The following is a 15,183-nucleotide window of genomic DNA, read 5'->3' on the forward strand; positions in this document are numbered from 1 at the left end:
ATGGGCCGCGCCCACCCACCACCCCCGCCCATCGGCGGAATCCACGCCTCCCCCTGATACCCGCTGTCCCAGGCGTACCAGGCATGTGTAGCTTGGGCCGGGGTCTGAGACCCTTTAGGACAGAGCACCGTTAAATACTGTGCAAAGAATTGCCAGCAGTGGCAGCCGGAAGGACGGGCGTGCACATCGTCATCATGGGATGCGGGCGAGTGGGAGCCGCTCTCGCGCAGACCCTGGAACAACAGGGGCACACGGTCGCCGTCATCGACCAGGACCCCACGGCCTTCCGTCGGCTGGGTTCCTCGTTCGGCGGCCGCCGGGTCACCGGCGTCGGCTTCGACCAGGACACCCTGCGGGAGGCGGGCATCGAGGAGGCCGGGGCCTTCGCCGCCGTCAGCAGCGGCGACAACTCCAACATCATCGCCGCCCGGGTCGCCCGCGAGATGTTCAACATCGAGAACGTCGCCGCCCGGATCTACGACCCCCGCCGCGCGGAGGTCTACCAGCGGCTCGGCATCCCCACCGTCGCCACCGTCCGCTGGACGGCCGACCAGATGCTGCGCCGGCTGCTGCCGTCCGGCGCGGAGCCGCTGTGGCGCGATCCCAGCGGCGGGGTGCAGCTCGCCGAGGTCCACACCTCGCCCGCCTGGATCGGCCAGAAGATCAGCCGGCTCCAGGAGGAGACCGGCGTCCGGGTGGCCTTCCTGAACCGGCTCGGCGAGGCGGTCCTGCCCACCTCGCAGACCGTCCTCCAGGAGGGCGACCTGGTCCATGTGATGATGCGGACCGACGAGATCGAGAAGGTCGAGGCGGTCTTCGCCGAGGGCCCCGAGGAAGGCGGTCACTGATGCGCGTCGCCATCGCCGGAGCCGGCGCCGTGGGCCGCTCCATCGCCGGAGAGCTGCTGGAGAACGGGCACGAGGTCCTCCTCGTCGACAAGGCACCGACCGCGATCTCCGTGGAGCGGGTGCCGCAGGCCGAGTGGCTGCTCGCCGACGCCTGCGAGATCACCTCACTGGACGAGGCCGCGCTCCAGCGCTGCCACGTCGTCATCGCCGCCACCGGCGACGACAAGGTCAACCTGGTGGTCTCCCTCCTCGCCAAGACCGAGTACGGGGTGCCCCGGGTCGTCGCCCGCGTCAACAACCCCAAGAACGAGTGGCTCTTCAACGAGTCCTGGGGCGTCGACGTCGCCGTCTCCACCCCCCGGCTCATGTCCGCCCTGGTCGAGGAGGCCGTCAGCGTCGGCGACCTCGTCCGGCTGCTCCGCTTCAGCCACGGCGACGCCAACCTGGTGGAGCTGACCCTGCCGCCCGAGTCGGCCGTCGCCGGCACCCAGGTCGGCGATGTCGCCTGGCCGCCGGACACCACCCTCGTCACCATCATCCGCGGCTCGCGCGTGCTCACGCCCAGCCCGGAGGAGACCCTGGAGTCCGGCGACGAACTGCTCTTCGTCGCCGCGCAGGCCCGCGAGGAGCAGCTGGAGGAACTGCTCTCGGTGCGGAAGTAGACCCTCTGCGAGGGGTACGGGGACACGCGCCGTGTCCCCGTACCCCCCAGGTCAGCCCTTCGCCGGGCCGCCCCCGCCGCCCGTGCTGTCCGCGCCGCTCTCGTCGTCCGGCCGGATCTCGATGTGGTCCGGCTCCAGCTCCAGCAGCACCCGGTCCCGCATCCCCAGTGCCCGCGTGTACTCCGCCGGAAGCTGCAACCGCCCCGCCCGGTCCAGCATCGCGTACTCCCGCGCCACCATCGACTCCTGGCCCGTCGCCGTGTCGACCTTGGTGCGCCGCAGGATCTCCGTCGACGTCCGCCCGTCGCGGATCGCCACCGTACGGCGCACCTCCGACGCCACCGCCTGGTCGTGCGTGACGATCACGATCGTCGTGCCCAGCTCCTCGTTGGCCGTCCGGAACGCCGCGAAGATCTGCTCCGCCGTGTGCGAGTCCAGCTCACCCGTCGGCTCGTCCGCCAGCAGCACCGACGGCTCGTTCGCCAGCGCCACCGCGATCGCCACCCGCTGCTGCTGCCCCCCGGACATCTGGTGCGGCCGCCGGTCCCGGCACTCCGCGACCTCCAACATGCCCAGCAGCGACTCCACCCGCTCGGTCCGCCTGCCGCGCCCCCCGGCCGACCGTCCGCGCAACTGCATCGGCAGCGCCACGTTCTGCGCCGCCGTCAGATACGGCAGCAGATTCCGCGCCGTCTGCTGCCAGACGAACCCCACCACCTCGCGCCGGTAGCGCAGCCGCTCCTTCGCGCCCATCGCCAGCAGATCGCACCCGGCGACCCGGGCCGCGCCCGCCGTCGGCTCGTCCAGGCCCGCCAGGATGTTCATCAGCGTCGACTTGCCACTGCCGGACGCGCCCACCAGGGCCAGCAGTTCGCCCTCCCGGACCAGCAGGTCGAGACCCTGGAGCGCCTGCACCTCCACCCCGTCGGCGGTGAAGATCCGCACCAGCCGGTCGCAGGTGATCAGCGCGTCATGGCCGTACCCGGGACTCTCCCGCCCGGCCACCGCCCGCCGCTCCAGCTCCCGCAGATCCAGCGGCTCGCTCATCGCGTGTCTCCCACCCTCAGCTCGGTCGTTGTCGTACGCCGGGTGACCGCCCACGCCTGGAGCGCCGCCACCCCCGCGGCGACGACCACCACGGCCGCCGCCGGCAGCAGCAGGCTCCCCGTGTCGGGCGTCAGCCGCACCGCGCCCAGGACGTCGAACCGCCCCTGCCCGGTCAGTGCCAGCTCCGCCAGATCCACCCCGGGCGCCACCAGCGTGATCGCCACCCAGCCCACCACGGCGCCGCCGATCCCGGCGGGCAGGGTCTGCGGCAGGTTCTCCAGCACCAGCAGCCAGCGGCCCTGACGCCGGGTCAGTCCCATCGTCCGCAGCCGCGCCAGCAGCGCCGTGCGCTCGGGCGCCGCCCGCAGCAGCGACAGCAGCACCGCCAGCACCGCGTACCCGGCGCCCGTCGCGGCCGCCGCGAGATAGATCCGCTCGGCGCCCCGGTGCACCGGCGCGTCGGTGAACCCGGCCCGCTCCGCGGACCGCAGATCCACCGAGACCCCGCCGCCCGCCGCCGCCTTCAGCGCGGGCCCCGACAGACCCTCACCGGTCACCATCAGCGCGGTGGGCCCCAGCGGCCACTTCAGACTCGCCGCGTCGACCACCACGAAGTTGTCCGCGAGGGCCGGCAGCGATGTCCGTACGCCCGCCAGCCGCACCGTGAACTGCCCGTCCGGCGTGCCCACCGTCACCGGCCGGCCGCCCAGCCGGTCGGCCACGGCGGGCGAGGCGAGCGCGGGCAGCGGACCCGAGTCCACCGTCAGGGCGTCGGCGTCGATCTCGCCCTGACCGGTGGCGCGCGCCAGCCGCTCGTACGCCTTCGCGTCCACCGCGAACAGCGTCACGACCGCGTCGCCGCCGTCGTGCAGATCCAGATCGAACTCCCGGCGCACCGCGACCACGTCCCGGACGCCCGCGACGGCCCGCACCCGCTCCACCGCCCCCTTCGGCAGCTCGTCGTCGATGGTCTCGATCCGGGCGTCCGCACCCACCGCGACCAGCGCGGCACGGTCCCGGGCCGCGTCCACGCCCGCCAGCACCGAACCGCCGAACGCCGCCGTCATCAACGCCACCAGCAGCGCCAGCAGCGGCAGCGTCGTGGTGGCCGGCGCCCGGCCCGCCCGCGCCAGCGACAGGAAACCCAGCGCGCCCCGGCTGCGGGCCAGCGGCAGGGCCAGCAGCCGCAGCGGCAGCGGATACAGCCGGACGATCAGCAGCGCCCCGGCCACGCCCACCAGCACCGGCGCGGCACTCACCAGCTGGTCCACACCGCCACCGGAGTCCGTGCCCCGGCGGCGCAGCGCGAAGGCGGCCGCCACGGCCAGTACCAGGACCGTCAGTTCGGCGACCGTACGGCGGCGCGAGGGGCGGGCGCGGGTGAGATCGTCCCGCTCGCCGTGGACGCGGGCGCTGCGGTGCAGCAGCACCGCCCGCACGGGCAGCGTCCCGCAGGCGACGACCGCGACCGCCGCCGTGGCGAGCAGCGCGGCGGGCGCCCGGCCCGCCGGGAACAGCACCCACGCCAGCGCGGCGCCCGCCACGGCCGCCGGCACCACCGCCACGGCACTCTCCGCGAGCAGCCGCCCCGCGATCCCCGGGAGCGAACCGCCCCGGGAGCGCAGCAGCGTCAGTTCGGCCCGGCGCCGGGTGAGCGCCAGACTCCCGGCCATCAGCACCACGACGACCATGACCGTCGCCGCGCCGACGGCGGCGACCGCGACCACCGGGGCGATCGCGTCGAGCGTCTCCTCGTACCGGACCAGCGTGTCGTCCAGGCCGGTCGCCACCTCCAGGGCGGGTTCGCCGGCCGCGCGCAGCGCGCTCAGCCCCGGGCCGCTCTCCACCGAGGTGACCGCCGCCCGCAGCGCGGGCAGATCGTCGGTGCCCAGCCCCTCCGCGTCGACGGAGAGCCGCCAGTACGTCTCCGTCTCCGGCCCCAGCGACAGCAGCACGGGCGCGGCCTCCACCGGCAGCAGCAGCGAGCCGTGCCAGTACGGGAACGTCGGGGCGCCCTGCGTGTAGCGCCGGATCGGCTCCCGCAGCGCCGGCTCGTACGCCCAGACGTCCGCCCGGGGCTGCCGGGGCTCCACGATGCCGGTCACCCGGACCGCCAGCGGCCCGTGGACGCTCGCCCGGCTCAGGTGCACCGTCGAACCGACCTTGATCTTCAGGGTCCTGGCGGTGGCGGTGGTGACGACGGCCTCGACCGTGCGGGTGGCCGGCGTCGCCCGGTCCGTCCGGGGCAGCCGCCCCGACCGCAGCGTCGCGTGGTCGGTCAGGCGGGCCGGCGCCGCGGCGGTGAACACCGTGGCCGGGTCGCTCAGCCGGGGGATCCACTCGTCCGTCGTCGCGACGGGCTTGACCGCCCGCACCCCGTACGAGGACTGCCCCATGTCCGCGCGCAGCGGCTCCGGCAGCCGCTCGGCGAAGGCACGGTACCGCCCCTCCAGCCGCTCGGTGGTCAGACCCGCCGACCGTTCCCGGGCACTGCCCTCCCCGGGCGCCGCCACCGTCAGACCGAGCCCCCGGACATCGGGGTCCGCCGCGCGGATCCCCTGCCGCAGCCCCTCGCCCTCGTAGGTGTCCACCGCCCGGGGGAACGCCGCCGCCAGGAACGCGGTGACCAGGACCAGAACCCCCAGAGCCAGCGCTGCCCCGGGCGCTGCGCGCAGCCGGGTGCGGACCCAGGGAGCGACCGCCTTCACGCCGCCCGCCTCCTTGTGCTTCCCCAATTCCCCGACGGACCGCCCGCCGGAGCCAAGCCCTTCGCCCTGCCGCCGCGCCGTGCTCCCCGGACCGCGCCGGTCCCGAAGCCCTGCGACGCGGGTGTGCACGTCGTCGCCGGGCGGGCGTCCCGCGTTCTGTATACGGAGGCGGGCGCCCCGGCCCGGCCTCCCCGGGCGCCGCCGGCCGGCCGGGCGCACCGCGCCCAGGGGCGAGCGGTGCACCGGCGCGGCGACACACGCGTTCCCGGTCCCCCGTACACGGCCACCTGCGGGCACGGGGAAACCGTGTCCCCGAGCCCGTGACGCGTCGTCCCGGGGCCCCGGCGCGCCGCGCCCGGATGCCACCGGCCGCCAGTGGGCCGCAGGTCATACGGGCACGGGCAGGCCGTGCCCCGGTACGCGTGCGGTGGCTGTGCCGCCGGGCCTCGTGGGTGGGAGTGCCCTGCGGCGGCCGTTCCGCGCGTCGGGAGCATCGGACCCGGTTTCGTGCCCGTACGGGGGCGGTCGGCCATCACTCCGGACCTGTAGCGGGTGGATGTTGTACGGGTCGTCGGGCGCTCCGCGTGGGCGCGTTGTGTTCTCTGTGCGTGGGCGGGAGTCCCGGGCAGGCCCTGCGCGGCCGTGTGGTCGCCGACCGCACGGTCCCACGGAACGCAGCTCGGTGGCTGTGTCGCCGGGCCTCGTGGGTGGGAGTGCCCTGCGGCGGCCGTTCCGCGCGTCGGGAGCGCCGGACCCGGGTTCGTGCCCGTACGGGGGCGGTCGGCCATCACTCCGGACCTGTAGCGGGTGGATGTTGTACGGGTCGTCGGGCGCTCCGCGTGGGCGCGTTGTGTCCTCTGTGCGCGGGCGGGGGTTCCGGGCAGGCCCTGCACCGCCGCGTGGTCGCCGACCGCACGGCCCCACGGAACGCAGCTCCCCGCACGCGCCGGAGCAGCCGCTTCCTGCGCCGCGTGACCGCCGGGGGAGGGCAGCGCCGGACCGTGGTCCCGCCGGTTGCGGGGGTACGCGGGTGCCGTGACCTGGGGCACGTTCGTGGCCCCGGCCTCTGCGGACGGCCGCCGGAAGGGGCCCGTGCCGGCGGTTCGCTGGGGGCGGTGTCCTGCGGCGGGCCGGCTTCGCGCCGGACCGTGGTTCCGCTGGCCGCAGGGGTACGGGAGTGCCATGCCCCGGGACGTGTTCGTGGCCCCGGCCGGTGCGGACGGCCACAGGAGGAGGCCTGTGTTGGCCGTTCGCCGGGAGCGGTGCCCTGCTGCGGCGGGTCGGCTTCGCGCCGGACCGTGGCTCTGCCAGTTGCGGGGGTAAGCGAGTGCCGTGCCCCGGGGCGCGCTCGTGGCCCCGCCCGGTGCGGACGGCCGCCGGAAGGGGCCCGTGCCGGTGGCCCGCTGGACGCCGGGTGCCGCCTCCGCGGCCCCGCCGTGCAGCAGTCCGGATCGCGCCGGCACCGTCATCCGCGCGCCCGCCGGCCCCTCACCCACCCGCATCTCACTCGCCTCCCGGCACGCGCAGCGCCGTCGCCGCCTCGCCCCGTCGCAGGGCCAGCGCGGTCACGATCAGGACCGGGGCCGCCGCGACGGCGGCGAGGAGGAGCGCCACCCGGTCGAAGGGCAGCTGCACGAGGACCGCCGGTACCGGCTGGGCGGCCTGGCCGGTCAGGACGATCAGGGGTATCACCGCGCGGGTGAGCACCGTGCCGATGCCGACGCCGATCAGCAGCGCCAGCGCGATCAGCAGGGACTGTTCCGCCGCCACCAGCCGGGCGAGCTGCCGCCGGGGTGCCCCCAGCGCCCGCAGCACCGCGAACTCCGAGGCGCGTTCCCGCAGGGCCGCCGCCGTCGCCACGGCGAAACCGACCGCCGCGAGCAGGGCCGCCGCGACCGTCGCGGCGAACAGGGCCGACTGCGGCCCCGCGCTCAGCGGGTCCCGCTGGAGCGTGTCCGCGACCTCGTCGCGGACCTGGATCTGGCCCGGGTCCATCGAGGGCCGCTCCCGCAGCTCCGCCGCGACCTTCGCCGCGGCGCCCGGCTCCGGGTAGAGCCACCACTCGGTGACGGGGAGCCCGCCGTCGGGCCGGGCGGCGAGGACCTTGTTCACGGCGAGCAGGTCGACCAGGACACTGCCGCCGTCGAGCGGCGCCGGGCCGGCCGCGCCGCCCACCGGGGTCGCCTGGCCGCTCGCGCCCGGCCCCAGCGTCGGCAGCTGGCCCACGACCCCCGCGATCCGCACCTTCACATCGGCGCCCGCCAGCGGGATCGTGATCACCGAACCGGCCCGTGCCCCGCTGGACTTGGCGAACCGCTCGGTCACCAGCGCCGCCGGCACCGGGGCCGTCGGCTGCTTCGCCGCGATCCGCACGCCCAGCGACGGCTCCGAGCCCCACCCGTCCCAGTACGCGACTCCCGCGTCGTAGCGGATGTCCATCAGGGCACGGGCCGACGGGCGCGCGGCGCTCGCGGTGGGCTCGGACTGCCGCTCGTCGGTGAGGTCGGCCGACACGCTGGAGGTCGCCACGGGCCGCCAGGCCAGATCGCGGGGGACGGCCACCGGGCGGGCCGAGCCGTCCCGGGCGAGTGCCCGCACCTCCTCGACCGCGAACCGCTTGGAGGTCTTCCGGTCCGCCGCGCCCACCTGGTGGAACTCGACGGCGGTCAGGGTCAGCGGCGCCGCCGCCCGGCCCATCGGGGCCTCGGCGGCCGCGTCCAGGTCCAGGGTCCGGGTGTGCCGCCGGCCGTCCGCCGGGATGTCGTCGATCTGCATCGTGTACGTGGTGCCGTGACGGTCTGCCACGGTCACGCCCACGGTGAGGGGCTGGGGGTCGCTCGCGCCGGGCGCGGACCCGCGCAGATCGAGGACGAGCCGCGCGGTGTCCCGGGGCAGCGGCAGGCCCGCCGCGCCGCCCGGGCCGGGCCGCAGCGGTGCGAGGAAACGCGCCGGGTCGCCGTCCACCAGGTCGGCGCGCGGCCGGAGTTCGCCGTGGGCGCGCGTGGTGTCCAGGGCCAGGACGGTCGCCTGCCGGCCGCCCGACAGCGTCATCCCGGTCCGGGTCGCGGCCGCCACGGTGCGGACGTCGCGTACCCCGTCGAACATGCCGGACTGGCCGAACGGCGCGGTCGACCCGCCGTTCAGTACCCGTACCGGGGCACCGGAGACGAAGTCCGCCTGGTCGTCCTGGGAGCGGTCCCAGGACGCCGACTGGCCGATCGCCAGCATCCCCAGCGCCACCGCGAGCACCAGCAGCAGCACCGGCCCGGTGCCCCGCCGGGGCCTGCGGCTGAACTGCCAGCCCGCCAGCGGGGCGATGAGCCCTCGGCCCTTCGCCGCCCGCCGCTCCGCGAACCGCGCGGCCGGCGGCAGCAGCCGCAGCGTGAGCACCGTGGCCGCGAGCAGCGCCAGCGCGGGCGCCACCACCAGCAGTGGATCGATCCCCAGCCGCCCGTCGCGGTCGCCGCTGAGCGCGCCGCCCCCGGAGGTCTGCCGTTCCAGCTGCCAGTACGCCACCCCGGCGACCGCGAGCAGCGCCAGATCGGCACCGGCCTTGAGCGGTCCCGGCAGCTCCCGGGCCCGGCCCGCCCCGGTGTGCGCGGCCGTCAGCGCCGGGGCGACCACGGCCAGCGCGCACAGCAGCGCCACCGCCGCGCCGACCAGCCAGAGCGCGGGCGTCGGCCCGGTGTCGATGAGCAGCCCGGCGCGGGCCAGCACCCCGTGCTCCGCGAGCAGTCCGGTCAGCGGACCGGCCAGCAGCGGGGCGCAGACGGCGGCGGGCAGGGCGAGTAGCAGCGCCTCCAGCGCGGAGAGCCAGGCGATCCTGGCCCGGGAGGCGCCCCGCGCCAGCAGGGTGCGGGTCTCGCCGGCGCGCTCCGAGCTGAGCAGCCGGGCGACCAGCAGCAGCGTGTACCCGGCGAGCAGCACCAGTTGCAGGGAGACGATCAGGAGCGTCGCCCGGGACACCAGCAGGGCCCGCTCCAGCCGCTCCAGCGTCCGGGGCAGGTCGGTGCGCGTGACCACGCCCGCGTCCGTGAGGGCGGGCCGCTCCACCAGGTACCGCTGGCTGTTCTTCGCCGCCGCGCCCAGCGCGTCGATCCGGCCGGACTCCAGCGTCGTGAAGTCGGCGGTGGCGAGCCAGCCGAGGCGTCCCTTGCTGATCCGGTCGGAGCCGAACGCGTCGGGGTGCGGCAGCAGCGGACCGTACGTGGTGAACACGTCCTCGGTGCGGACGCCGCGCCCGGCCAGCTCGTCCAGCCGCCAGTACGGGTCGGCGGCCGTGGCGGGCCGGTAGACCCCGGTGATCCGGATCCGTACCGGGTCGCCGCCGAGCCGGTCGGTGAGCTTCAGCACCCGGGGGCCGGGGGCCAGGCCCAGCCGCTTGGCCGCCACCTCCGGCACCGCCACCCCGACCACGTCGCGGCCGCCGCCGTCCGTGGCCGCGGGCCAGGTGCCCGCCGTCAGCCGGACCCGGGAGCGGTCCACGACCGCGAAGGAGGTGAGGTCCGGTTCGCCCGCGCGGCGCTCGGCCGGCGGCCGCAGCGAGCGCGGCAGCGCGTACGAGCCGGAGCGGTCGAACCGGCTCAGCGTCACCGGCAGTCCGTCGAAGGTGCGGCGGGCCCCCTCGGCGGCGTCCCGGGTCGCGGCCGCGCGGTCGGGGCCGGGGGTCTCGGAGGTGACGAAGAGCGCGGCGGCGGCCGCGTCCCGGGTGGTGAGCGCCTTGCGCAGACCGGCGTCGCCGACGGAGCCGGCGAAGGCGGCGAGGGTGGCGAGCACGGCGGTGGTCAGCACGATCGCGAGCAGGGCCGCCGCCAGCAGCAGCCGGTGCCCCCGCGCGCGGAGAAAGACGAACCCCGCCACCGTACGCCCCCGATCCCCGTGGTCCTCGTGGTCCCCGTCGTGCCCCGAAAACACTTTCGAGCCTGGATGCTTTCAGACACCACACGGCGAAGAAAACGCTCTCTGCCAGGACTTGATGGGATCGTGATCAGTCAGGTTGCCCCGGGGGCCGGGGATTTGCCCGACCGTGACCTGCGCGGACACCTGCGCGGACAGCCGAAAGGCCGCCGTCCACCGGGGTGGACGACGGCCCGTGTCGAAGACCGCGCGGCTGCGCGGGAGCCTATGCCTGGCCGGAATCCGGCCCCGCGTCGGCGACGGCCGCCTTGCGCTCGCGCTCGGCCCGCTCCTCCGCCTCCATCTCGGCGAAGACGTCGATCGGCGGCGGCGCCTTCGCGAGGAAGACCCAGGTCAGATAGACCGCCAGCAGGAATGGTGGAATCTTCAGCGACACCAGCACCCAGCCCAGCTCGGTGGTGTCCGCCCACCAGTACAGCGGGAAGAGGATCGCCGACTTCGCGAGCAGGATCAGCCCCCAGGCCCAGCTGGCCTTCGTGTACGCCTTCTTGCGGCCCGGGTTCCGCGTCCGCCAGGAGAGGTTCTCCTTGAAGACCGGGCCGAGCATCAGCCCGATCAGCGGGACGCCCGCGATCGCGGTGATGATGTACGCGAGCGCGAGCCCCAGGGTGTAGAGCATCCCCGGGAGATAGAAGTCCTTGGCATTGCCCGTCATCATCGCGAAGACGACACCGAACGCCACCCCGAAGACCCCGCTGAAGGCGTGCTTGGTGGTGTCCTTGCGGAGCAGCCGGACCACCACGAGCACCGCCGAGACCACGAGGGCCGCGATCGCCGCGGAGTGCAGGTCCTTGTTGACGGTGTAGATCGTGACGAACAGCAGTCCGGGGACGACCGTCTCCACCATGCCCCGCAGGCCACCGAACGCTTCAAAGAGCGCCGCCTCGGTGACGGCCTTGGTGTCCACCGGCGCGGCGCGGCCCTCGTCCGGGGCGCCCTCGGTGACGGTGGGATCGTTCGTCGTGGTGGTCGGCTTGTCGAAGGACGTCACCGGCTACTCCTGTCCGAGCGGTCGGAGTTCGTATTTGGGATTGAACAGCACACGGCGGCCATGGCTCATGGAGATCCGGCCGGAGGCGATGAGCCTGCGGCCCGGCTCTATGCCGGTGATCGAGCGGCGGCCGAGCCAGACCACGTCCAGCGGCGCCGTACCGTCGAACAGCTCCGCCTCCAGCGCGGGCACTCCCGCCCGGGGACGCAGGGTGACCGTGCGCAACGTACCAGTCACCCGGACGATCTGGCGGTCACCGCACTCGGCGATCCGGGTGCACCCCGACGCCTGGGCGTCCTCCCGCAGCTCCTCGGACTCCAGGTCCTGCTGGGAGCTGGAGAGCCGGTCGAGCATGCGTCGGAAGCGGCCGGCGGGCTTCGCCCGGCCGCCGGGCCCGGACCCGCCGGCGGCGGGGGGTGCTGCGCTCATACCGCAAGCGTACCGGCCGCCGCCGACAGCCCCCACGGGCGCGCGCTCCCCGCACGGCCCCGCGTTCAGGAACGCTCGAAGCGGTAGCCCATGCCGGGCTCGGTGACGAAGTGCCGGGGGTGCGAGGGATCGGCCTCCAGCTTGCGCCGCAGCTGCGCCATGTAGACCCGCAGATAGTTGGTCTCCGTCCCGTACGACGGCCCCCACACCTCCTGGAGCAGCTGCTTCTGGCTGACCAGCCGCCCGGTGTTGCGCACCAGGACCTCCAGCAGATGCCACTCGGTCGGGGTGAGCCGCACATCGCGCCCGTCGCGGTGGACCTTCTTCGCCGCCAGGTCGACGGTGAAGCCCTCCGTCTCCACGATCACGACCTCGTCGTCCCCGCCGCCCACCGGCTCCGCCCTGCGGACCGCCGCCCGCAGCCGGGCCAGCAGCTCGTCCATGCCGAACGGCTTGGTGACGTAGTCGTCGGCGCCGGCGTCCAGCGCCTCCACCTTCTCGTCGGAGGTGTGCCGGGCCGAGAGCACCAGGATCGGCACCCGGGTCCAGCCGCGCAGCCCCTTGATCACGTCCACGCCGTCCATGTCGGGCAGGCCCAGGTCGAGCACCACCACATCGGGGTGGCGGGCCGCCGCGAGCTGGAGCGCGGTCGCCCCGTCGGGGGCCGCGTCCACCTCGTACTTGCGTGCCTTCAGATTGATCACGAGGGCCCGTACGATCTGCGGCTCGTCGTCGACCACCAGCACCCTCGTCATCGCGGGCCTGCCTCTCTGCGCTCATCGGTGTCGGTCCGGCGCCCGGCCGGTCCGGTTCGTTTCAGGGTCCCGGTCCGTTTCGGGGTACGGACGGCGCAGGTCACGAAGTGACCTGGGCGGGGAGATCGGCGTTCACCGGCCGGGAGCCGGGCGCGGCCCGCAGGGTGAGCACCATGGTCATGCCACCGCCGGGGGTGTCCTCGGCGGTGAGGGTGCCGCCCATGGCCTCCGTGAAGCCCCGGGCGACCGCGAGGCCGAGCCCCACTCCGGCGCCGCGCGGAGCGTCACCGTACCGCTGGAACGGCTCGAAGATCCGTTCCTTCTCGTCGTCGGGGACGCCGGGGCCCCGGTCCGCGACCCGGACCTCCACCCGGCCGCCCAGCGCGCTCGCGGCGACGGTGACCGGGATGCCCACGGGGCTGTACTTGACGGCGTTCTCGACGATGTTGGCGACCGCACGCTCCAGGAGCCCCCGGTCGACGGCGACCATCGGCAGCGACTCGGGGATGTCCAGCTCCACGCTGTCGTCGGGGACGCCGACCAGTGCCATCGGCACCACCTCGTCCAGGTCGGTCACCCGGATCAGCGGGGTCACCGTGCCGGTCTGGAGCCGGGACATGTCCAGCAGATTCCCCACCAGGTGGTCCAGCCGGTCGGCGCCGTCCTCGATCCCCGCCAGCAGCTCCGCCTCGTCCTCGTCGGACCAGGCGACGTCGTCGGAGCGCAGCGAGGTGACGGCGGCCTTGATCGCGGCGAGCGGGGTGCGCAGATCGTGGCTGACGGCGGCGAGCAGGGCGGTACGGATCCGGTTGCCCTCGGCGAGGGTACGGGCCTCCTCCGCCTGGCCGACCAGCCGCTGCCGGTCCAGCACCACGGCCGCCTGGGCGGCGAAGGCCGCCAGCACGCGCCGGTCCTCGGCGGGCAGCACCCGCCCGGAGAGCGCGAGCGCCATGTGGTCGCCGACCGGCATGTCCACATCGGCGTCCTCGGGCCGGACGACCGACCGGGGTCCCACACTGCCCGCCGTGGTCCACGGGTCGACGTCGCTCATCCGTTCCAGCAGCGCGACCGACTCCATGCCGAAGGTCTCCCGTACCCGCTGGAGCAGGGCGTCCAGCGAGGTCTCCCCGCGCAGCACGCTCCCGGCGAGGAAGGACAGTATCTCCGACTCGGCCCGCAGCCGGGCCGCCTGATGGGTGCGGCGGGCCGCGAGGTCGACCACCGACGCCACCGCGACCGCGACGGCGAAGAAGATGACGATGGCCACGATGTTCTTTGGGTCGTAGACCGTCAGGGTCCGCACCGGCGGGGTGAAGTAGAAGTTCAGCAGCAGGGAGCCCACCGCCGCCGACGCGAGCGCGGGCAGCAGCCCGCCGAGGAGGGCCGCCAGCACGGTCAGGAAGAGGAAGAGCAGGACGTCGTTGGCGAGCCCCAGCGAGTCGCCCAGCGCCGAGAGCAGCAGCGACAGCAGCACCGGCGCCGCCACCCCCACCAGCCAGCCCGCGATGATCCGGGACCGGCCGAGCCGGGCCCCGCGCGCCACCGGCAGCCCGCGCCCCTTGCCCGCCTCGTCGTGGGTGACGATGTGGACGTCGAGGTCGGGCCCCGAGTCCCGGGCCACGGTCGCGCCGACGCCCGGCCCGAAGATGTACTGCCACGCCTTGCGGCGGCTGGAGCCGAGCACGATCTGCGTGCCGTTGACCCCGCGCGCGAACTCCAGCAGCGAGGCCGGGATGTCATCGCCTATGACGTGATGGAAGGTGCCGCCCAGATCCTCCACCAGGGTCCGCTGGAGGGTCAGCTCCTTGGGGGAGGCCGAGGTGAGCCCGTCGCTGCGGGCGATGTAGACGGCGAGGATCTCGCTGCCCGAGCCCTTCGCTGCCATCCGGGCGGCCCGGCGGATCAGGGTCCGGCCCTCGGGGCCGCCGGTGAGACCGACGACGATCCGCTCCCGGGCCTGCCAGGTGGAGCGGATGTTGTGCTCGCCCCGGTACTGCTGGAGGTACTCGTCGACCCGGTCGGCGACCCACAGCAGCGCCAGCTCGCGCAGCGCGGTCAGATTGCCGGGGCGGAAGTAGTTGGACAGGGCGGCGTCGACCTTGTCCGGCTTGTAGATGTTGCCGTGGGCCATCCGCCGCCGCACCGCCTGCGGCGTCATGTCGACCAGCTCTATCTGGTCGGCGCGGCGCACCACCTCGTCGGGCACGGTCTCGCGCTGGCGCACCCCGGTGATCGACTCCACCACGTCGCCCAGCGACTCGAAGTGCTGGATGTTCACCGTCGATATGACGTCGATGCCGGCGGCGAGCAGTTCCTCGACGTCCTGCCAGCGCTTGGTGTTGCGGGAGCCGGGGACGTTGGTGTGCGCCAGCTCGTCCACCAGCGCCACGGCGGGGCGCCGCTCCAGGACGGCGTCGACGTCCATCTCGGTGAAGACCGAGCCCCGGTACTCCAGCTCACGGCGGTGGATCTGCTCCAGGCCGTGCAGCATCACCTCGGTCCTGGGCCGGTCGTGGTGCTCGACGAACGCCACCACGCAGTCGGTGCCGCGCTCCACCCGGCGGTGCGCCTCGGAGAGCATGGAGTACGTCTTGCCCACGCCCGGCGCCGCGCCGAGGTAGATCCGTAGCTTGCCGCGTCCCATGGCCTCATTGTCTTTCAGTCACCGCTGTCCGCGCCGCCGTGTGCGCTGCGACGACCTTACGGTCAGCGGAACGGGCAAAAAGGGCGGGATGTGGGCGATGGGGTCCTCTTTGACGGGATTCTGATGCCGACCGGGGCCGCGGGGCCGCCGACGGCCCGGCGATCGTCGCAGCTCAGCCGGTG

The 15,183-nt window shown here is 74.7% G+C and carries 9 protein-coding genes; 2 read left to right on the plus strand and 7 right to left on the minus strand.

Features of this window, described 5'->3' with window-relative positions; all coding sequences use genetic code 11:
- Window positions 1–179: 179 nt before the first annotated feature.
- Both SYYSPA8_RS31520 and SYYSPA8_RS31525 read left to right on the plus strand, forming a co-directional pair.
- Entirely contained in the window at window positions 180–848 is a 669-nt protein-coding gene (locus SYYSPA8_RS31520; RefSeq protein WP_323450827.1) for a potassium channel family protein, read from the plus strand.
- Entirely contained in the window at window positions 848–1,510 is a 663-nt protein-coding gene (locus tag SYYSPA8_RS31525) for a potassium channel family protein (protein WP_323450828.1), read from the plus strand. The genes SYYSPA8_RS31520 and SYYSPA8_RS31525 overlap by 1 nt, the downstream gene beginning before the upstream one ends.
- A 51-nt stretch (window positions 1,511–1,561) precedes the next feature.
- Here SYYSPA8_RS31525 and SYYSPA8_RS31530 read toward each other — a convergent pair whose 3' ends face one another.
- From SYYSPA8_RS31530 to SYYSPA8_RS31560, 7 genes are all read right to left on the minus strand, one after another.
- Window positions 1,562–2,557 (minus strand): ATP-binding cassette domain-containing protein, encoded by a 996-nt coding sequence (locus SYYSPA8_RS31530; protein ID WP_323450829.1) that lies wholly within the window; start codon window positions 2,555–2,557, stop codon window positions 1,562–1,564.
- Window positions 2,554–5,265: an FtsX-like permease family protein gene (locus SYYSPA8_RS31535; protein WP_323450830.1), complete on the minus strand. Its 2,712-nt coding sequence runs from the start codon at window positions 5,263–5,265 to the stop codon at window positions 2,554–2,556. The genes SYYSPA8_RS31530 and SYYSPA8_RS31535 overlap by 4 nt, the downstream gene beginning before the upstream one ends.
- 1,503 nt (window positions 5,266–6,768) lie before the next feature.
- The gene (locus SYYSPA8_RS31540; RefSeq protein ID WP_323450831.1) at window positions 6,769–10,125 is read right to left on the minus strand and encodes an FtsX-like permease family protein; all 3,357 of its coding nucleotides are present in this window, start codon (window positions 10,123–10,125) and stop codon (window positions 6,769–6,771) included.
- 262 nt (window positions 10,126–10,387) lie between these two features.
- Window positions 10,388–11,173 carry a DUF3159 domain-containing protein gene (locus SYYSPA8_RS31545; RefSeq protein WP_323450832.1) on the minus strand — a complete coding sequence of 262 codons (786 nt, stop codon included), beginning with the start codon at window positions 11,171–11,173 and terminating at the stop codon, window positions 10,388–10,390.
- A gap of 3 nt (window positions 11,174–11,176) precedes the next feature.
- On the minus strand, window positions 11,177–11,602 hold the full coding sequence (locus tag SYYSPA8_RS31550; RefSeq protein ID WP_323450833.1) for an OB-fold nucleic acid binding domain-containing protein: 426 nt from the start codon (window positions 11,600–11,602) through the stop codon (window positions 11,177–11,179).
- A 65-nt stretch (window positions 11,603–11,667) separates the two neighbouring features.
- A complete protein-coding gene (locus SYYSPA8_RS31555; RefSeq protein WP_323450834.1) occupies window positions 11,668–12,357 on the minus strand; it encodes a response regulator in 690 nt (229 codons plus the stop codon).
- Between the two features lie 100 nt (window positions 12,358–12,457).
- Window positions 12,458–15,001: a sensor histidine kinase gene (locus SYYSPA8_RS31560; RefSeq protein WP_323450835.1), complete on the minus strand. Its 2,544-nt coding sequence runs from the start codon at window positions 14,999–15,001 to the stop codon at window positions 12,458–12,460.
- Window positions 15,002–15,183 lie beyond the last annotated feature (182 nt).

This window comes from Streptomyces yaizuensis (assembly GCF_034961445.1).
GTDB classification, from domain to species: Bacteria; Actinomycetota; Actinomycetes; order Streptomycetales; family Streptomycetaceae; genus Streptomyces; species Streptomyces yaizuensis.